This is a genomic window from Variovorax paradoxus, from assembly GCF_030811855.1.
In the GTDB taxonomy this organism is placed as follows: domain Bacteria; phylum Pseudomonadota; class Gammaproteobacteria; order Burkholderiales; family Burkholderiaceae_C; genus Variovorax; species Variovorax paradoxus_L.
Genome location: NZ_JAUSRN010000005.1, coordinates 226,516 through 245,561, shown reverse-complemented (window position 1 = coordinate 245,561; position 19,046 = coordinate 226,516). Strand labels below are relative to the sequence as shown.

Sequence of the window (19,046 nt, the reverse complement as noted above, 5' to 3'; positions counted from 1 at the left end):
CGCGAGCCAATGACTCCCTCATTGCTTCAGAAGATCGCCGAGCTCCGCAACAGCGCGCCCTCCACGCGGCGCGCAATTCTCGATCTGATCCTCGAAGACCCCGACCGCGCGCTGGAAGAGAGTTTCGAGCAGCTGGCCGAGCGCTCGCGCAGCTCGGTGCCCACCATCATGCGCACCTGCCGCGACCTGGGCTTTGCGGGGCTGCGCGAATTCAAGCTCGCGCTGGCACAAGAGCTCGCGCTAGGGGGTTCGCCCCTGCATCGGCGTGTGAACATCGAGGATGCGGCCGATGAAGTGGTCGGCAAGATCGCGCGCAGCGCCGCGGCCTCGGTGTCTGGCGTGCGCGGGCAACTCGACATGCAGGTGCTCGAAGGCGCGGTCGCCGCCATCGCCGCCGCGCCGCACGTGGACCTGTACGGTGCCGGCGCCACCTCGTGGTTCATGGCCAACGACCTGCAGGCGCGGCTCTTCAGGCTTGGCCTCTCGGCCAACGCCTGGACCGACTATCACCTGCAGCAGGTGGCGGGCGCGGCGCAGCGTCCGGGCGGGGTGGTCATTGCCATCTCGCACGTGGGCGGCATGCCTTCGCTGCTCGATGCAGTGGACATCGCACGCGCGCAAGGCGCCAAGGTGGTCGCGCTCACGCGGCCGGGCACCGCGCTGGCAGCCAAGGCCGACTTTCTGCTGGGCCTCTCGGTGCCAGACGATGCCGTGATGCACGTGGGCATCGACGCCTACCTGACGCATCTCACTGCCATCGAGATTCTCACGGTGCTGGTGGCCCAGCGCCGCGGCGAGCCCGCGGTGCAGCGCCTGCAGCGCGCCCGCGAGGCCTTCCAGCGCCACGGCATCGACGCTTCCACGCATCCGCTGCAAAGCTGGGACGGCGGCGGTATCAACAGCAAAGGCCGCGCATCGTGAGCGGCGCCAAAGCCATCTTGCTCGAAGCCGGCCTCGTGGTCGATGGTTCGGGCGGGCCTTCGTGGCCGGGCGACGTGCTGCTGCAGGGCGACCGCATCGTCGCGCTTGGCGAAGGGCTGCGCGATCGCTTGCCCGAAGGCCTCTCACTCGCCGACATCGAGATCGTCGATTGCCGCACGAAGGTGATCGCACCCGGCTTTATCGACGCGCACACGCACGACGACGCCATCGTGCTGCGCGACCCGCTGTGCCTGCCCAAGGTGTCGCAAGGCATCACCACGGTGGTGACGGGCAACTGCGGCATCTCGCTCGCGCCTTACCGCACGCCGCAGTCCAAGCCGCCGCTCACGCTGCTGGGCGCGGAGTCGTTCAAGCACGCCACCATGGCCGAGTACCGCGCGGCCGTGGACGCTGCGCAGCCGGCGCTCAACGTCGCGGCTCTGGTGGGCCACACCACCTTGCGCTTCGCGGCCATGGAGGCGCTCGACCGGCCCGCGAGTAGCGACGAGCTCGCGCGCATGGCGGCGCTGCTCGACAGCTGCATGGCCGAAGGCGCGCATGGCCTGTCGTCGGGGCTGTTCTACGAGGAAGCATTTGCCGCCCCGGCCGAAGAAGTGACCGCGCTTGCGCGCATCGTGGCCAGGCACGGCGGCATCTACGCCACGCACCTGCGCAGCGAGATGCAGCAGATCATCGAGGCGCTGCACGAAGCGGGCGACACGGCCTTCAGCGCCGGCGTGCCGCTCGTCATCTCGCACCACAAGTGCGCCGGCCCCGCCAACTGGGGCCGCACGAAGGAAACACTGCCGCTGATCGAGGCGCTTGCCGAGCGGCAGAAAATCTCGATGGACGTGTACCCCTACGTGGCCGGCTCCACCGTGCTGCGCGAAGACCTGGTCGATGGCGTCATCGACGTGCTTCTGACCTGGTCCGACCCGCACCCGGAAATGACGGGACGCCTGATCTCCGACATCGCCCGCGAATGGGGCACCACCGAGCAGGAGGCCTGCCTGCGCCTGAAGCCTGGCGGTGCCTGCTATTTCCAGATGCAGGAAGAAGACGTGGAGCGCGTCATCGCGCACCCGCTCACCATGATCGGCAGCGACGGCCTGCCGCATGACCGGCATCCGCATCCGCGCTTGTGGGGCGCCTTTCCGCGCGTGTTCGCGCGCTACTGGCGCCAGCGCCGGCTGTTCACGCTCGAGCAGGCCGTGCACAAGATGACCGGCATGACCGCGCGCAACCTGCGCATTGCCGACCGCGGCCTGCTGCGCGCGGGCGCCATGGCCGACGTGGTGGTGTTCGATCCCGAGACCATCGCCGACACCGCCACCTACGACAAGCCGCACGGCGTGAGCCTGGGCGTGGAGCGGGTGTTCGTGAACGGTGTGCTGGCGTATTGCGGCGGGCAGGGAGGCGAAGCCAACGTGCTCGCGCGCGCGGGGCGGATGCTGACGCGCGCGGGCGTGTAGCCTTGCTCTCCCATGGCCGGGTCCCGCGTCAGGGAACGGGCCTGCGCGCCACCGGCACCACCAGCATGCGGCGCAACGCCAGCACGCCGCACGCACCGGCCAGCAACACCAGCAGCAAGGCCCAGGCCGTGTCCGCCGTCGAGGCGGAATACGGCCAGTCGCCAATGAAGATCGTGCCGCTGTTGTAAGCCGCATGCAGCGCGATGCACGGAATGAGAGAGCGGGTCCGCTCATAGAGCCAGCCGAGCACCGTGCCCATCACCAGGCCGACGACGAACTGGTAGATGTTCAGGTGTGCGGCGCCAAAGAGCAGCGCCGACCCCACGATGGCCTGCCACCGCGGATATCGTTGCAGAAACCCGCGCAGCACGATGCCGCGAAACAGCATCTCTTCGAGAAGCGGCGCCATCAGGCACACCGCCAACGTGGCCGCGACGCTGCCATCGGCCATGCGGCTGAACATCGATTCTTCCCAGGCCGAGAGTGGCGCGACGTACACCAGCAGGTTGAGCACGGCCGCCATCACCACCATCAGCCCCGGCACCAGCAGCAGCACCGGCGGCACGACCAGCATCAGGGTTGCCCTTGCCGAAGCCGGCGACTCGTGGAAGAGTTCGCGGTAGGTGAGCTTCTGGTAGTGCATGACCACTGCGAACACGCAGCCGTTGCCCAGCACCGCGGACAGCACGCCCAGCTGCATTTCGTTCAGGCCGAGCCAGCGGTTGGCATCGCGCAGGGCAATGCCAATGACGAATTCCGAGAGAAACACCGCCAGGAACAGCAACGCGGCCTGCGTGGCGGAGGGAAAGGCCGTGCTTTTGGGGGAGGGCATGGGAGTCGTCGGGCGCCGAACGGTGAGGCGCATATTACCGTTGAGCGCGCCTGGAGGGCCCAAAGTGGCACTTCGGCCACCAATAAAGCCGGCTCCAGCCAGCTACAGCAGGAACGGAATGAAGCGCCGCGTGCGGCGCATGTACTCGCGGTAGGCGTCGCCGAAATGCGCGATGCACTCCTGCTCGTCGCGCAGCGCGGTCAGGAACAGCAGCACCGTCGCAGCCAGCACAAGCGCCAGCGTGAGCCAGGTGAACTGCTTCAAGAACGCACCCCAGGCCAGCAGCATCAACGCCGTGTACATGGGGTGGCGAATGTAGTGGAAGGCGCCGGTGCTGACGATGGACGAGGTTTTTTCGAAGCCGTAAAGTGCCGGGTCGTCGTTGCGCGCTTCCGTCGGTTTGCCTTCTGCCTTGAGCCGCTTGACCGCGTGGATCGGCAGCCAGATCGACAGCGCGAGGAACGCGCAGGAAAGCAGTTGCGTGAACGACAGCGGGTCCAGGTGCCACATCGGCAGGTTGACGATGATCAGCACCAACATGCATTCCCAGGCGAAGAAGCGGTAGAAGCCATGCGAGCCGGGCTGGCTCAATGGCCCACGCGAGACGTACAGCAGCGCGGCCGAGCCGGCGACGAAAAGGAAGATCTGGAACCAGAGAAGCATGGCGGCCGAATTTACACGGGCCGCCCGGCTTCAGCCAGAGATAGAAAACCCGCCGTCCACCGGAATGGCGGTGCCGGTCACGTAGTCGGAGGCAGCGCTCGCAAGAAACACCGCGGTGCCGGCAATATCGGCCGGCCTGCCCCAGCGGCCTGCAGCGGCGCGCGCCACCACGCGCTCATACAAGCCCGGAATCTGGCTGCGTGCGCCATCGGTCAGCTCGGTCTCGAACCAGCCCGGGAGGATGGCATTGACCTGGATGTTGTCGGCCGCCCACGAAAGCGCAGTCGACTTGGTGAGCTGCACGATGCCTGCCTTGCTTGCGGCATAGGCCGGTGCGTAGGGCGCACCGAAGATCGACATCATCGATCCGATGTTGATGATCTTGCCGCCGCCCGCTTTCTTCAAGTGGGGATGCGCGGCTCGGCTGCAGAGGAAGGCACTGGTGAGGTTGGTGTCCATCACCTGGTGCCATTCGTCCAACGCGAGCTGGTCCACGGGCTTGCGCACCGTGGTGCCGGCGTTGTTGACGAGGATGTCGAGCCGGCCGCAGCGCGCGGCCGCTTCGTCGAAGGCCTTTTGCACCGAAGCTTCGTTGCTGACGTCGACTTCGAGTGCGAAGCTGTCGCTGCCCAGGGCCCGGAGGGTTTCGACCGCGGCGGCCGATTTTTGCGCGTTGCGCGCCGCAACGATGACGCGCGCGCCGGCCGTGGCGAGGCCCTGTGCCATGCCAAGGCCGATGCCGCCATTGCCGCCGGTGACGAGTGCTGTTTTTCCTTTGAGATCGAACATCAGGAGGTGTGAGGTTTCTTGGAAACGAGGGTCAGGATATCGTAGCTCGCGACCAGCTCTCCGTCCTGGTTGGTCACCTCCACGTCCCATGCCACCACACCCTGGCCGTGGCCGCTTGCGTCCTTCTTGTTGCGGTCGGTCTTGCGCTTGCAGGTCAGGCGCGCCCGGATGGTGTCGCCAATGCCCACGGGCTTGACGAAGCGCAGCGTGTCCAGGCCGTAGTTGGCCAGCACCGGCCCTGGCGCGGGCGAGACGAACAGGCCCGCCGCGGCCGACAGCACGAAGTACCCATGCGCGATGCGCTTGCCAAAGGGCGACTCCTTCGCGGCCACTTCGTCGAAGTGCATGTAGAAATAGTCGCCCGAGATGCCGCCGAAGGCGACGATGTCGGCTTCGCCGACGGTGCGGCGGTGCGTGAGCAGCGAGTCGCCGATCCGCAGGTCTTCGAAGTAGCGGCGGAACGGATGCACCTCGCTTTCGCGCACGGCCGCGCCGCGCACGTGCTCGCCGGTGATCGCGGCAAGCATGGTGGGCGAGCCCTGCACAGCGGCGCGCTGCAGGTAGTGCTTCACCGCGCGCACGCCGCCCAGCTCTTCGCCACCACCCGCGCGGCCCGGGCCGCCATGCTTGAGCTGCGGCAGCGGCGAGCCGTGGCCGGTCGATTCGGCTGCGGCTTCGCGGTCGAGCACCAGCAGGCGGCCATGCCATGCGGCTGCCACCGGAATGGCCTTGGCTGCGATCGCAGGGTCGCGCGTGACCAGCGTGCCGACGAGGCTGCCGCGGCCGCGGGCAGCGAGCGCAAGGGCTTCGTCGATGCCGTCATAAGGCATCAGCGTGCTGACGGGACCGAAGGCTTCGACGTCGTGCGCGGCATCGTGTTCGAGCGGCTTGCGGCTCAAGAGCAGCGTGGGCGCGAAGAAGGCGCCTTGGGCCACGCCGTCGCCCAGGGGCGAGAAGCCGTCGCGTTCGCCATACACCAGCTCCGCCCCTTGCAGAAGCGTGGCCACGCGCTCGGCCACGTCGGCCTGCTGCGCATGCGAGGCGAGGGCGCCCATGCGCACCTCTTCGCGCGACGGATCGCCGATGACCATCTTGGCGAGCCGCGCGCGCAGGCGATCCGCCACCGCATCGAGATGCTGGCGCGGCACGATGGCGCGGCGGATGGCGGTGCACTTCTGGCCGGCCTTGATGGTCATCTCGCGCGCCACCTCCTTCACGAAGAGATCGAACTCCTCGTCGTCGGGCGTGACGTCTGGCGCAAGGATCGCGCAGTTCAGCGAGTCGGCCTCGGCATTGAAGGGGATCGACTGGCGCACCAGGTTCGGATGCACGCGCAGCTTGGCGGCCGTGTCGGCTGAGCCGGTGAAGGTGACCACGTCGGCACCCTCGAGCCGGTCGAGCAGGTCGCCCGTGCCGCCGATCACCAGTTGCAGGCTGCCCTCGGGCAGGATGCCCGACTGCACGATGAGCCGCACCAGCGCTTCGGTGAGGTAGCTGGTGGCCGTGGCCGGTTTGCCGATACAGGGCATGCCCGCGAGGAAGCTGGGCGCGAACTTCTCCAAGAGGCCCCACACTGGAAAGTTGAAGGCGTTGATGTGCACCGCCACGCCGCCGCGCGGCACCAGGATGTGCGTACCCGCGAAGCCGCCCTTCTTGCCCAGCGGAAAGGCCGGGCCTTCGTGCACCAGGTTGCCCGAGGGCAGCTCGTTGGTGCCGATGCCGGCATAAGCGCTGAGCGTGCCGGCGCCGCCTTCAATGTCGATCCAACTGTCGGTGCGGGTCGCGCCCGTGTGGGCCGAGATGGCGTAGAGCGTTTCCTTGTTCGCGGCCAGAAACTTGGCGAGGGCCTTCAGGCGTTCCGAGCGTTGCTGGAAATCGAGCGCCATCAGCGCGGGCAGGCCGACGCGGCGCGCGTGGTGGAGCGCTTCGGCGAAGTCAATGGCTTCGGCATGCGTGCTGGCCACGCCTTGCCCGTTGATGGCGCTGCGCAATTGCTGCGCGCGCTCCTGGCCGATCCAGCGGCCGGCGATGTAGCTTTGAAGGGTGTTCATGGAGTGTCCTTTCGCTGTCTTGGTATTGCTCCTTCCCCTTCCGGGGGAAGGCTGGGATGGGGGCAGGCGGCGTTCATTCGGCGCAGTGCTCTATCGAACGCCGTGATGCCCCCACCCCGACCCTCCCCCGGAAGGGGAGGGAGAAAAAATCCGGGTCATTCCTTCTTCCCGATGCCCAGGTAGGTATCGATGATTCTCTGGTCGTGCATCAATTCGCGCGCATTGCCCTGGAGCGCTACGGCGCCCATTTCGAGCACGTAGGCGCGGTCTGCCACCTGCAATGCGGCGCGCGCGTTCTGCTCCACCAGCAGCACCGAGACGCCATGGCTGCGCAGATGCGACACCACGCGCAGCACCTCGCGCACCACCAGCGGCGCGAGGCCGAGCGAGGGCTCGTCGAGCATCAGGAGCCGCGGACGCGCCATCAGCGCGCGGCCGATGGCGAGCATCTGGCGCTCGCCGCCGGAAAGCGTCGACGCCAATTGCGGGCGCCGCTCGCGCAGGCGCGGAAAGATCTCGAACACCTCGTCCATGCGCGCGCGCTGGTCGCGTGTGCCCTTGCGCCATTGGTAGAAGCCGCCGAGCAGCAGGTTGTCTTCGACCGACATGTCGCCGAACAGCTCGCGCCTTTCGGGCACCAGCGCCACACCGCGCGCCACCATGGTCTCGACACCGGGGCGTGCGATGCGTTCGCCATGCAGCGCAAGGCTGCCGGTGGAAGGCAGCAGGCCCATTGCCGCGCACAGCAGCGTGGTCTTGCCGGCGCCATTGGGGCCGATGACGGTGACGATCTCGCCTTCGTTCACATGCAGCTGCACGCTGTGCACCGCTTCGACGGTGCGATAGGCAACGCAGAAACCGTCGAGCTGAAGAATGGCCTTGCTCATCTTGCGTCTTCCAGCAGTTCGTCGTCCGCGCCGCCCAGGTAGGCCTCGAGCACGCGCGGGTTGGCCTGCACTTCAGCCGGCGTTCCTGTCGCAATGACGGTGCCGAATTCGAGTACTGTGATGCGGTCGGCGAGGTTCATCACAAATTCCATGTCGTGTTCCACCACGAGAATGCCCAGGCCTTCGGCGCGCAGCTGACCCAGCAGCACGGAGAGCGCGCGCTTCTCCAGGTGCCGGAGGCCCGCTGCGGGTTCGTCGAGCAGCAGCACCGAGGGCTGGCCGGCCAGGGCGCGCGCGATCTCCACCACGCGCTGCTGGCCCAACGAGAGCGATGCGGCCGGCGTGTCGGCGTGGGGGCCGAGGCCGCAGCGCTCGATCTGCCGGCGAGCTTCAGCCATCAGTGCCGCTTCTTCGGCGCGGTCCAGCCTGAGCATGGCGGCGAGCCAGCCACGTTTCGCGCGCAGATGAGCGCCGAGCGCCACGTTCTCGACTACGCTGCGCTGGCCGAGCAGGCGCACGTGCTGGAAGGTGCGGCCCAATCCCAGCGCGGCGAACACGCGCGACGGCTTTGCAGTCATCGTCTGGCCCGCAAGCCGCACTTCGCCGGCGCTCGGATCGTCCACCCCTGAGATCATGTTGAAGAAGGTGCTCTTGCCCGCGCCATTCGGTCCGATGAGCGCGTGGATCTCGCCGGCCTTCAGCGTCATCGAGATGTCGTTGTTGGCCACCAGCCCGCCGAAGCGCTTGCTGACGGCAGTGGCCTGGAGCAACACCTCGCCCTTGGCGGGAAGATTGCGCTGCGCGAGTTGCATGGTGGAGGCGGCAGGCCGCGTGGCATCGGGCGCAGCCGCTGGATGCGGTCGGACCCAGCGGCCCGCAATGCGCGCCAGCGTGGGCCAGAGTCCCTCCGCAAAACGCTGCAGCACGAAAAGCATGAGCAGCCCGAACACGATCACTTCGAAGTTGCCGCTGCTGCCGAGCAGCGAAGGCAGAACGTCCTGCAGTTTTTCCTTCAGCAGCGTGATGAGCGCTGCCCCCAGAACAGCCCCCCACAAGTGGCCCGCGCCGCCTACCACCGCCATGAACAGCAGCTCGATGCCGATGTTCAAGTTGAACGGCGTCGGGTTCACGAAGCGCTGGAGGTGCGCGTAGAGCCAGCCCGACACGGCCGCCAGCAGGGCCGCGAGCACGAAGAGCTTCACGCGGTGGCGCGCCGTGTCCACGCCCATCGACTCGGCCATGAGCCGGCCGCCCTTGAGCGCGCGGATGGCACGGCCTTCGCGCGAATCGAGCAGGTTGTGCAGGGCCCAGAGCGCGAGCAGCAGCACGGCCCAGATCACGACGCCGAGTGCGCGCGGCGTGGCCAGCGAGAAGCCCGCGATCACCAGCGGCGGCACGCCTGTGATGCCCGTCTGCCCGCCGAGGAAGTCCATGTTGCCGAACAGGTAGTACAGGCTCAGGCCCCAGGCGATGGTGCACAGCGGCAGGTAGTGGCCCTGCAGCTTGAGCGTGACCGCGCCCAGCGCCCATGCGAGCGCGAAGGTCAGCACCAGCCCGAGCAGCAGCCCCGCCCATGGCAGCAACGCGGGCGCCACGAAGCCGCCTATCCACGCCGTCGCGGTGGGCGATGTGCAGATCCATGCGGTGGCATAGGAGCCCACGCCGACGAATGCGGCCTGGCCGAAAGAAGTCATGCCGCCCACGCCAGTCAGCATGACCAGCCCGGCCGCGACCAGCGCATAGAGGCCGATGTTGCTGAGCACGGACACCGTGAACTCGGGCAAAAATCGCCAGGCCAGCGCCAGCAGGACGACGAGCACCAGCGTGAGTTGGCGCGAGGAGACCAGCGGTTTGCCCGCGGGCGGAAGGTGGGCGGAGATGGGCTTCGAAGGCGCGCTCATTCCTCGTCCTCCACATGGTGGCTGTGCAGCGAGCGCCACCACAGCACCGGGATGATCAGCGTGAAGACCAGCACCTCCTTGAACGGACTGGCCCAGAACGAGGCAAAGGCTTCGAGCTGCCCGACCAGCAGCGCGCCGGCCAGCGCCAGCGGATAGCTCGCAAGCCCACCCACGATGGCGGCGACGAAGCCCTTCAGGCCGATCAGAAATCCGGTGTCGTAATACACCGTGGTGAGCGGCGCGATCAAGAGGCCCGAGACCGCACCGATGAGTGCTGCAAGCGCAAAGCTCAGGTCGCCCGACAGCTCTGTTGGAATGCCCGACAGCCGCGCGCCCACGCGGTTGATGGCGGTGGCGCGCAGCGCCTTGCCGACCATCGAACGGCCAAAGAAAAAGAACATCGCAATCACCAGCGCCAGCGTGATGCCGACCACCACCAGAGACTGTCCGCTGACCGGAATGCCGCCGACGTCGAAGCGCTCTTCGGAGAACGAGGTGGTGCGGTAGCCCTCGGCGCCGAAGAAGAGCAGGCCCAGCCCCACCAGCACGCCGTGCAGTGCGACCGAGACGATCAGCAGCATCAGCACGCTGGCATCGGCCAGCGGCCGGTAGGCGAGCCGATAGAGCAACGGGCCGAGCGGTGCGATGAGCACCAGCGTGGTGAACGACTGCGCCGCCATCGAGGTCGGCTTGAGTCCAAGCACGAGTGCAGAGGCCAGCCCCGGCAGCGCCACGCACCAGGTGAGCGCCGAGCCCCAGTCCACCACCGTGCCGCGCTTCCAGCGCCAAGCTTCAACCACCAGCACCATGGCCGCGAGCGCGACCAGCAGCCACAGCGTGGCCGGCACGCGGCCGGTCTGCAGCATGGCCATGGACAGAGCGCCGAACGCAACGAACTCGCCCTGCGGAATGAAGATGACGCGCGTGACGGAGAACACCAGCACCAGTGCGAGCGCCATCAGTCCATAGACGGCACCGTTTACGATGCCGTCCTGCCCCAGCAAAAGGGCGATCTGCAGATCCATAAAAAACCTTCGGGCTCGGCCCTTGTATCGAATCAGTGACTGCCGCAAACGCCTATAGCAAGCCGCATTGCTCCTTCCCCCTCTGGGGGAAGGTTGGGGTGGGGGCAGCCCCAGCGCTCACGGCTGCACGAACGTCGATGCCGCCCTGCCCCCACCCCAGCCCTCCCCCAGAGGGGGAGGGAGCAAGGCGAAGACGCGTTCAGGGTTGGAATTTCCAGGCGCCGTTTTCGATCTTGACCATGACCCGCGCGCGCTGGTCCAGGCCCAGGTGGTCGTTGGCCGTCATGTTGAATACGCCGTGGGCGCCAGACACGTCCTTGACTTGTTCGAGCGCGTCACGCAGCGCGGCGCGGAATTCGGGCGTGCCCGGCTGCGCCTTCTTGAGCGCGACCGGCACGGCCGAGGTCATCAAGAGACCCGCGTCCCATGCGTGCGCGCCGAAGGTCGACACCGTGTTCTTGCCGTTCGCACCCTCGTACGCAGTGACGTAGGCCATGGCGGACTTCTTCACCGGATGGCTTGCGGGCAGCTGCTCGGCCACCAGCACTGGGCCTGCGGGCAGGAAGGTGCCTTCCACGTCCTTGCCGCCGACGCGCAGGAAGTCGGCGTTGGCCACGCCGTGGGTCTGGTACATCTTGCCGGTGTAGCCGCGCTCCTTGAGCGTCTTTTGGGGCAGTGCGGCCGGCGTGCCCGAACCCGCGACCAGCACCGCGTCGGCCTTGGCGGCCATGATCTTCAGGGCCTGGCCGGTCACCGAGGTGTCGGTGCGCGCATAGCGCTCGTTGGCCACGATCTTGAGCTTCTTCAGTTCCGCCGCCTTGGCGAATTCCTGCGACCAGCCTTCGCCATACGCGTCGGAGAAGCCGATGAAGGCCACCGTCTTCACGCCGTTGGCGGCCATGTGCTCGGCAATGGCGAGAGACATCATGATGTCGTTCTGCGGCGTCTTGAAGACCCACTGCTTCTTGGCGTCCATCGGCTCCACGATGCGGGCCGAGGCGGCGATGGAGATCATCGGCGTCTTGGCTTCGCTGGCCACGTCGATCATCGCGAGCGAGTTGGGGGTGGTGGTCGAACCCAGCACGATGTCGACCTTGTTCTCGGCAATGAGCTTGCGCGTGTTGGCCACGGCCGCCGTGGTGTCGGAGGCATCGTCCAGCACGATGTAGTTGATCTTCTGGCCGGCAATGGTCTTGGGCATCAGCGCAATGGTGTTCTTCTCGGGAATGCCGAGCGAGGCAGCCGGACCGGTGGCCGAGAGCGTCACGCCGACGTTGATGTCGGCCCATGCGGCCACGGCGGTGGCGCACAGCACTGCAATCAGCAGGGGCTTGAAGAATTTCATTTTGGTTTGTCTCCGGTTGAAAAATTGTTATGGGGTCAGCGCTCGTCGAAAGACAGGATCACGCGTTCGGTGATGGGGTGCGACTGGCAGGTCAGCACAAAGCCCGCGGCCACTTCATTCTTGTCGAGCGCGAAGTTTCTTTCCATGCGGACTTCCCCCTCCACCAGCTTGGCGCGGCAGGTGCCGCACACGCCGGAGGTGCAAGAGAACGGCACCTCGAGCCCGGCGGCCGAAGCCGCATCGAGGATGCTCGGCTGTCCTTCGGTGAATGTGATCTCGCGCTGCAGGCCGTCGCGCACGATGGTGATGCGCGCCTGCTTGGCGTCGCCCGGAAGGGCCTGGTGCACCACCGCGCCAACCTCGCCGGCCGTGGCTCCGGAAGGCAGCGCAACGCCGAAGCGTTCGATGTGGATGCGCTCTTCGGGCACGCCCGCCGCGAGCAAGGCGGCCTCGGCTTCGTCGTTCATCTGGAACGGGCCGCAGATGTATGCATGGTCGATGCTCGCCGCCGGCACCAGCGTGCCCAGGAACTCGCCGATCTTCTCGCGGTTCATCACGCCGAAGCCCAGCGGCGAATCGGTGTGCTCGTCGGAGAACACATGCAGCAGCACGAGTCGTGTCATGTAGCGGTTCTTCAGGTCCTCGATCTCTTCCTTGAACATCGTGGACTGAAGTTGGCGGTTGCCATAGATGAGCGTGAAGCGGCTTCTCGGTTCGCGCGCCAGCACCGTCTTCATGATCGAGAGAATGGGCGTGATGCCGCTGCCGCCGGCAATGCCGACGTGGTGGCGCGCGGAACCCGGCTCGATCGGAACGAAGAAGCGGCCCTGCGGCGCCATGACCTGCACCGTGTCGCCGGGCTGCAGATTCGCGTTGATCCAGTTGGAAAACACGCCGCCCTGCACCTTGCGCACGCCCACGCGCAGCTCGCCGTCATCGAGGCCCGCGCAAATCGAGTACGACCGGCGCAGGTCCTGCCCGTCGATGTCGCCGCGCAAGGTGAGGTACTGGCCCTGCGTGAAGCCGAAGACCTCGCGCAGCTCGGGCGGCACTTCGAACGAGACGATGACGGCCTCCGAGGTGTCTGGTTCGACAGCCTTCACGCGCAGCGGGTGGAAGAGGGTGCTCATCATCTAAATCGGCTTGAAATGTTCGAAGGGCTCGCGGCACGCCATGCAGCGGTAGAGCGCCTTGCAGGCGGTGGAGCCGAAAGCGGAAAGGCGTTCGGTGCGCTCGCTCGCGCAGCGCGGGCAGGCGATGCTTTCTTTCACGCCGGCAATGCGGCCGAACAGGCGGATGGGCATCGCGGTGCCGGCGGCCGCTTCGGGCGTCAGATGGGCCGGCGGCGCGATGCCGTAGGCCTTGAGCTTGGCGCGGCCTTCCTCGCTGATCCAGTCGCTGCTCCACGCCGGCGCGCGGCGCAATGTGGCGCGTGCGCGGCCGAGGCCGGCGTTCTCGATGGCGGCCAGCACGTCTTGCTCGATGGCTTCGGTTGCAGGGCAACCCGAGTAGGTCGGCGTGAGAACGATCTCCAACCCGTCGTCATGTTCGATCACCTCGCGCACGATGCCAAGGTCGCAGACCGACACGGCCGGCACTTCGGGGTCGAGCACGGTGTGCAGCACGGTCCAGGCCGCGTCGACGCGGGATGCGACGGCGTTGTTCACCACACGCCTCCGGGGTAGGAACGCTGCAGGTGCTGCATCTCGGCCAGGATGTAGCCCATGTATTCGGTGTGGATGCCTTGCTTTCCGGTGCTGCGGAAGGCGGCCTCCTTCGGCATCTCGAGATTGGCGGCGTCGAGCACCTGCTGCATCTCCGCGAACCAGGGTTCGCGCAGTTCGCTCCACGCGGGGCCGAGGCCGCTTGCGCTGGCCTCCGCATCGACTGCATCGCTTTCGAACAGTTCCGGCACGTAGAGCCAGAGCTGCCTCAACGCACGTTCGGTGCGGCGGCGCGACTCATCGGTGCCGTCGCCAAGCCGCACCACCCAGTCGCCTGAGTGCTGCTGGTGGTAGCGCGCTTCCTTCACGGCCTTGCCAGCAATGGCGGCCACTTCGGCATCGCTCGACGCCGCGAGGCGTTGCCACAGCAGCTTGAGCAGCGTGGCGACCATGGTGTTGCGCACCACGGCAAAGGCGAAGTCGCCGCGCGGCAGTTCGACGAGCGTGAGGTTGAAGTAGTCGCGCTCGTCGCGAAGGTAGGCGAGCTGGTCTTCGTCATGTTCGCGGCCGCTGCCTTCGAGCTTGCCGGCATGCGTGAGCAGCGCGCGCGCCTGTCCGACGAGGTCGAGCGCGATGTTGGCCATCGCGATGTCTTCTTCCAGCACGGGCGCGTGGCCGCACCATTCGCCGAGGCGCTGCGCGAGCACCAGGCAGGTGTCGCCTATGCGCAGCAGGTATTGCACTGTGGGGGTGCGGTTCAGTTCGATAGAGGCTTGCATGGCGTGCCGCTTACATGTGGTCCACGGACTTGGGAAGCGCGTAGAAGGTCGGGTGGCGATACACCTTGTCCTCCGCCGGATCGAAGAACATGTCCTTGTCTCCCGGATCGCTCGCCACGATCTGATCGGAGCGCACCACCCAGATGCTGCTGCCTTCCTGGCGGCGCGTGTACACGTCGCGCGCCATCTGAATCGCCATCTTCGGATCGGCCGCATGCAGGCTGCCGCAATGCTTGTGGTCGAGTCCGGCCTTGCTGCGCACAAACACTTCCCACAGGGGCCACTCTTGCTGGATGTCGGCGCTCATGCGGCCTCCTTCATTGGTTGCTTGTTGGCGTGGGCCATCGCGGCTTCGCGCACCCACGCGCCTTCTTCCCATGCATCGACGCGGGCTTGCAGGCGCTCGCGGTTGCAAGGGCCGTCGCCGCCGATCACGCGCCAGAACTCGCTCCAGTCGATGGTGCCGAAGTCGTGCGCCTGGCGCTCTTCGTTCCACTTCAGTTCGGGGTCGGGCAGCGTGACGCCGAGGATGCGCGCCTGCTCCACGGCGGCGTCGATGAACTTCTGTCGCAATTCGTCGTTGCTGAAGCGCTTGATGCCCCAGCGCATCGACTGCGCCGAGTTGGGCGACTGGTCGTCCGGCGGGCCGAACATCATGATCGAGGGCCACCACCAGCGGTTGACCGCGTCCTGCACCATCGCCTTCTGCGCGTCGGTGCCGCGGGTCATCATCGTCAGCAGCGCTTCATAGCCCTGGCGCTGGTGAAAACTCTCCTCACGGCAGATGCGGATCATGGCCCGCGCATACGGCGCATACGAACAGCGGCAGATCGGCACCTGGTTCATGATGGCCGCGCCGTCCACGAGCCAGCCAATGGTGCCCATGTCGGCCCAGGTCAGCGTCGGGTAGTTGAAGATCGAGCTGTATTTGGCCTTGCCGGTGTGCAGCGCGTCGAACATCTGGTCGCGCGAGGTGCCCAGCGTCTCGGCGGCGGCATACAGGTAAAGCCCGTGGCCGCCTTCGTCCTGCACCTTGGCCAGCAGGATGGCCTTGCGCTTGAGCGTGGGCGCGCGGCCGATCCAGTTGCCCTCGGGCAGCATGCCGACGATCTCGGAATGCGCGTGCTGGCTGATCTGGCGAACCAGCGTCTTGCGGTAGTGCTCGGGCATCCAATCTTTGGCCTCGATGAAATCGCCGGCGTCGATGTGCGCGTCAAAGCGCTCTTCGAGCCGCATTTCTTCGGCCGAGCGCACGGCTTTCTTCTTGCCGTCTTCGCCGGCGTCTTTGCCCGCGGTGTCCATTGCTTGGGTGTACATGTGCGTGTCCTTTGCAAAAGGGTGGATGAGCGGCGCGCGGCGCTCAGCGCGGTCGCGTGTCGATCACGCGGCGGGCCTTGCCCGTCTGCGTGCGTTCGATGGAATCGGGGTCGAACACGCGCACCGTGGTCGAGACGCCGACCAGCGTCTTCACGCGGTCCTGCACCCAGGCGGCGATGGCCTTGCGTTCGGCTTCATCGATGGCGGCGTTGCGGTGGTCGAGTTCGCAGTGAACCTCGGCCTCGTCGAGCAGGCCGTCGCGGCGCACGTGCACCTGGTAGATGCCCGAGAGGCGCTCGTGCGCGAGCACGATTTCTTCCACCTGCGTGGGAAAGACGTTGACGCCGCGGATGATCATCATGTCGTCGCTGCGTCCGACGATCTTGCCCATGCGGCGGAAGGCGCGCGAGGTCGGCGGCAAGAGGCGCGTGAGGTCCCGCGTGCGGTAGCGCACGATGGGCATGGCTTCCTTGCTGAGCGAGGTGAAGACCAGTTCGCCTTCTTCGCCGTCGGCCTTCAACTCGCCGGTGTCGGGGTCGATGATCTCGGGGTAGAAATGGTCTTCCCAGATCACCGGGCCGTCCTTGCTCTCGACGCATTCGCTGGCCACGCCGGGGCCCATCACTTCGGAAAGGCCGTAGATGTCGACCGCATCGATGCCGGCCTTGCCCTCGATGTCGCGGCGCATGGCTTCGGTCCAGGGCTCGGCGCCGAAGATGCCGATCTTGAGCGAGCTGTCTTTCACATCGAGGCCCTGGCGTTCGAACTGTTCGATGATCACCTGCATGTAGCTGGGCGTGACCATGATGATGTCGGGCTTGAAGTCCTGGATCAGCTGCACCTGCTTCTCGGTCTGGCCGCCCGACATCGGGATGACCGTGCAGCCCGCGCGCTCGGCACCGTAGTGCGCACCAAGGCCGCCGGTGAAGAGGCCGTAGCCATAGGCCACGTGGACCATGTCGCCGGCGCGGCCACCTGCTGCCCGGATCGAGCGCGCGACGAGATTGGCCCAGGTATCGATGTCCTTCAGCGTGTAGCCCACCACGGTGGGCTTGCCGGTGGTGCCTGACGACGCATGGATGCGCGCCACCTGCGTGCGCGGCACGGCGAACATGCCGAAGGGGTAGTTGTCGCGGAGGTCGCTTTTCACCGTGAACGGAAACTTCGAAAGATCGGCAAGCGACTTCAGATCGTTCGGATGCACGCCCTTGGCATCGAAGGCCTTGCGGTAGTGCGGCACGTTGTCGTAGGCGCGCTGCAGCGTGGCACGCAGGCGCCGGATCTGGAGCGCCGTGATTTCATCGCGGCTAGCGGTTTCAATGGGCTCGAGCTCGCCGGGTGCGGGGTGTCTGGCTGTCATAGGGCGTGTCTCCTCAGGCGGCAACGGCGGGGCGGCCCTTGGCGGTGTAGGAGCGGCCGCGGAAAATCGCAATGCGCTCGCCGCGCTGGTTGGTAATTTCGGCGTCGTACACACCGGTGCGGCCGGCCTTCGAAACCTCGAAGCAGCGCGCGGTGAGCACATCGCCTTCGCGCGCCGGCGCGATGAAGTCGATCGAGAAGCCAGAGGCCACCGTGAGTTCGTTGTACGAGTTGCAGGCGAAGGCAAAGGTGGAGTCGGCCAGCGTGGCCATGAAGCCGCCGTGGCACATGGCGTGGCCGTTGAGCATGTCGGTGCGCACGCGCATCTCGAGCGTGGCCTCGCCCGGTGCGATCTCGACGATGCGCATGCCGAGGCCCTTGCTCGCGTTGTCGCTCGCGAACATGCCGTCTCGAACGTATTCCGCGGTTTGCTGGGGTGTGCGGGTCATGTCGTTCATAGCGTCAGCGGTCCTTGAACACCGGCGCGCGCTTGGCGCGGAAGGCCTCGACGCCTTCGCGGTAGTCGTTGGCGTTGCCCAGGTCGCGCTGGATGCGGGCTTCTTCGGCGAGTGCCGTTTCAAGGTCCGAGTCCTGCGCCGCGGCCATGGCGCGCCGCGTGGCGACGAGGGCGCGCGTCGGCATGCCGGCCAACTTCTGCGCGAGCGCAGCGGCCGTCTCGGCCAGCGCAGCGTCATCGACGCACTGCCAGATCAAGCCGATCCGCGCGGCTTCTTCGGCCGGCAACTTGTCGCCCAGCATCGCAATGCCCAGCGCGCGCGCCGAGCCCACGAGCCGCGGCAACAGCCACGTGCCACCGGTGTCGGGCACGAGGCCGATCTTGGTGAAGGCCTGGATGAAGCTGGCCGAACGCGCGGCGACCACCAGGTCGCAACACAGCGCGATGTTGGCGCCCGCTCCGGCGGCAACGCCGTTGACGGCTGCGATCACGGGTACCGGCATCGAGCGCAGGCGCGCCACCAGCGGGGCGTAGTAAGTGGAGATGACGTGGCCCAGGTCCTTGGGCGCGGCGCCGGGGGTGAGGTCGGGAGCAACCGCAGGGTCGGCCAAGTCCTGCCCGGCGCAAAAACCGCGGCCGGAGCCCGTGAGCACGACGCAGCGCACGCTCTCGTCATGCGCCGCAAGGTCGAGTGCGGCCATCAACTCCGCGTGCAATTCCGTCGTGAAGCTGTTGAGCGCCGCGGGGCGATTGAGGCTCAGCGTGCGCACCGCGCCGGCATTGCTAGTCAGAACTAAAGGTTCGGGCATGGGCTTGACTCTCATCCTTGAAGAGGGGTGAATCGGCCCGTAAACACTATTGACCGACCGTCCGGTAGATTTTAAGATCGTCTTCCATGACGGCACAAGCGGGTTGACTCGGGGCAAACCCTGAGCCCGCATTCAAAGGAGACCGACCGAATGCCCAGCTACTCCATCGATGGGGTGATTCCCGTCGTCGACCCGACCGCTTACGTGCATCCCAGCGCCGTCTTGATCGGCGACGTGATCGTCGGCCCCGGCTGTTACGTGGGCCCTTGCGCGAGCCTTCGCGGCGACTTCGGCCGCATCGTGCTGAAGGAGGGCTCCAACGTGCAGGACCATTGCTGCATCCACGGTTTTCCCGACCAGGACACGGTGGTCGAGGTCAACGGCCACATCGGCCACGGCGCGATCCTGCACAGCTGCGTCGTGCGGCGCGACGCCCTGGTAGGCATGAATGCGGTGGTGATGGACGAAGCCGAGATCGGCGAGCAGGCCATCGTCGCGGCCTGCGCCTTCGTGCCTGCCGGCATGAAGGTGCCGGCGCGCTCGTTGGTGGCCGGCATTCCCGCCAAGGTGAAGAAGATGCTCAGCGACGAAGAAATTGCCTGGAAGCTCGAAGGCACCCAGACCTACCAGGCGCTGACCGTGCGCAGCCTGGCAAGCCTGCGCGAAGTGGCGCCGCTGGCGCAGATGGAGCCGGGTCGCCCGCGCCTGCCCGCCACGGACGTGCGCTCGCTGATTGCGACCCGGCGCGGTTAGTCGGCGCGCTTCGTGCAAGATC

At 66.8% G+C, this 19,046-nt stretch carries 19 protein-coding genes; 3 read left to right on the top strand and 16 right to left on the bottom strand.

Annotated features, from left to right (window positions below; all coding sequences use genetic code 11):
* Window positions 1–9 precede the first annotated feature (9 nt).
* The gene (locus tag J2X92_RS12545; RefSeq protein WP_307576100.1) at window positions 10–921 is read left to right on the top strand and encodes a MurR/RpiR family transcriptional regulator; all 912 of its coding nucleotides are present in this window, start codon (window positions 10–12) and stop codon (window positions 919–921) included.
* Window positions 918–2,393: an N-acyl-D-amino-acid deacylase family protein gene (locus J2X92_RS12540; RefSeq protein ID WP_373424832.1), complete on the top strand. Its 1,476-nt coding sequence runs from the start codon at window positions 918–920 to the stop codon at window positions 2,391–2,393. The genes J2X92_RS12545 and J2X92_RS12540 overlap by 4 nt, the downstream gene beginning before the upstream one ends.
* A gap of 28 nt (window positions 2,394–2,421) precedes the next feature.
* Here J2X92_RS12540 and J2X92_RS12535 read toward each other — a convergent pair whose 3' ends face one another.
* The 16 genes from J2X92_RS12535 to J2X92_RS12460 all read right to left on the bottom strand — a co-directional run bounded on the left by J2X92_RS12535 (window position 2,422) and on the right by J2X92_RS12460 (window position 18,271).
* Window positions 2,422–3,225, bottom strand: coding sequence for a CPBP family intramembrane glutamic endopeptidase (locus J2X92_RS12535; RefSeq protein ID WP_307576099.1), 804 nt, complete (start codon window positions 3,223–3,225; stop codon window positions 2,422–2,424).
* 102 nt (window positions 3,226–3,327) lie between these two features.
* Entirely contained in the window at window positions 3,328–3,888 is a 561-nt protein-coding gene (locus J2X92_RS12530) for a methyltransferase family protein (RefSeq protein WP_307576097.1), read from the bottom strand.
* Between the two features lie 30 nt (window positions 3,889–3,918).
* Window positions 3,919–4,677, bottom strand: a complete 759-nt coding sequence (locus J2X92_RS12525; RefSeq protein ID WP_307576095.1) for an SDR family NAD(P)-dependent oxidoreductase — start codon at window positions 4,675–4,677, stop codon at window positions 3,919–3,921.
* Window positions 4,677–6,728 carry a phenylacetic acid degradation bifunctional protein PaaZ gene (paaZ, locus tag J2X92_RS12520; RefSeq protein WP_307576094.1) on the bottom strand — a complete coding sequence of 684 codons (2,052 nt, stop codon included), beginning with the start codon at window positions 6,726–6,728 and terminating at the stop codon, window positions 4,677–4,679. Before paaZ ends, J2X92_RS12525 begins: the two co-directional genes overlap by 1 nt.
* A gap of 155 nt (window positions 6,729–6,883) precedes the next feature.
* Window positions 6,884–7,615 (bottom strand): ABC transporter ATP-binding protein, encoded by a 732-nt coding sequence (locus J2X92_RS12515; protein ID WP_307576092.1) that lies wholly within the window; start codon window positions 7,613–7,615, stop codon window positions 6,884–6,886.
* Complete coding sequence (locus J2X92_RS12510; RefSeq protein ID WP_307576090.1) at window positions 7,612–9,516, bottom strand: branched-chain amino acid ABC transporter ATP-binding protein/permease; 1,905 nt, start codon at window positions 9,514–9,516, stop codon at window positions 7,612–7,614. The genes J2X92_RS12515 and J2X92_RS12510 overlap by 4 nt, the downstream gene beginning before the upstream one ends.
* Window positions 9,513–10,541: a branched-chain amino acid ABC transporter permease gene (locus J2X92_RS12505; protein WP_307576089.1), complete on the bottom strand. Its 1,029-nt coding sequence runs from the start codon at window positions 10,539–10,541 to the stop codon at window positions 9,513–9,515. Before J2X92_RS12505 ends, J2X92_RS12510 begins: the two co-directional genes overlap by 4 nt.
* A 199-nt stretch (window positions 10,542–10,740) precedes the next feature.
* Entirely contained in the window at window positions 10,741–11,886 is a 1,146-nt protein-coding gene (locus tag J2X92_RS12500; RefSeq protein WP_307576088.1) for an ABC transporter substrate-binding protein, read from the bottom strand.
* 35 nt (window positions 11,887–11,921) lie between these two features.
* Window positions 11,922–13,016 carry a 1,2-phenylacetyl-CoA epoxidase subunit PaaE gene (paaE, locus tag J2X92_RS12495; RefSeq protein ID WP_307576087.1) on the bottom strand — a complete coding sequence of 365 codons (1,095 nt, stop codon included), beginning with the start codon at window positions 13,014–13,016 and terminating at the stop codon, window positions 11,922–11,924.
* A gap of 3 nt (window positions 13,017–13,019) precedes the next feature.
* On the bottom strand, window positions 13,020–13,553 hold the full coding sequence (paaD, locus tag J2X92_RS12490) for a 1,2-phenylacetyl-CoA epoxidase subunit PaaD (protein WP_307576086.1): 534 nt from the start codon (window positions 13,551–13,553) through the stop codon (window positions 13,020–13,022).
* Window positions 13,550–14,329, bottom strand: a complete 780-nt coding sequence (gene paaC / locus J2X92_RS12485; protein WP_307576085.1) for a 1,2-phenylacetyl-CoA epoxidase subunit PaaC — start codon at window positions 14,327–14,329, stop codon at window positions 13,550–13,552. The genes paaD and paaC overlap by 4 nt, the downstream gene beginning before the upstream one ends.
* Window positions 14,330–14,339: 10 nt before the next feature.
* A complete protein-coding gene (gene paaB, locus J2X92_RS12480) occupies window positions 14,340–14,636 on the bottom strand; it encodes a 1,2-phenylacetyl-CoA epoxidase subunit PaaB (RefSeq protein WP_307576084.1) in 297 nt (98 codons plus the stop codon).
* A complete protein-coding gene (paaA, locus tag J2X92_RS12475) occupies window positions 14,633–15,646 on the bottom strand; it encodes a 1,2-phenylacetyl-CoA epoxidase subunit PaaA (protein ID WP_307576082.1) in 1,014 nt (337 codons plus the stop codon). The genes paaB and paaA overlap by 4 nt, the downstream gene beginning before the upstream one ends.
* A gap of 43 nt (window positions 15,647–15,689) precedes the next feature.
* Complete coding sequence (gene paaK, locus J2X92_RS12470; protein ID WP_307576080.1) at window positions 15,690–17,006, bottom strand: phenylacetate--CoA ligase PaaK; 1,317 nt, start codon at window positions 17,004–17,006, stop codon at window positions 15,690–15,692.
* Window positions 17,007–17,019: 13 nt separating this feature from the next.
* Complete coding sequence (gene paaI, locus J2X92_RS12465) at window positions 17,020–17,463, bottom strand: hydroxyphenylacetyl-CoA thioesterase PaaI (RefSeq protein ID WP_307576079.1); 444 nt, start codon at window positions 17,461–17,463, stop codon at window positions 17,020–17,022.
* A gap of 4 nt (window positions 17,464–17,467) precedes the next feature.
* Complete coding sequence (locus J2X92_RS12460; RefSeq protein ID WP_307576078.1) at window positions 17,468–18,271, bottom strand: enoyl-CoA hydratase-related protein; 804 nt, start codon at window positions 18,269–18,271, stop codon at window positions 17,468–17,470.
* 150 nt (window positions 18,272–18,421) lie between these two features.
* Between J2X92_RS12460 and J2X92_RS12455 the strand changes: the two genes are divergently transcribed.
* Window positions 18,422–19,024 carry a phenylacetic acid degradation protein PaaY gene (locus tag J2X92_RS12455; protein WP_307576077.1) on the top strand — a complete coding sequence of 201 codons (603 nt, stop codon included), beginning with the start codon at window positions 18,422–18,424 and terminating at the stop codon, window positions 19,022–19,024.
* The last annotated feature ends 22 nt before the right edge of the window (window positions 19,025–19,046 follow it).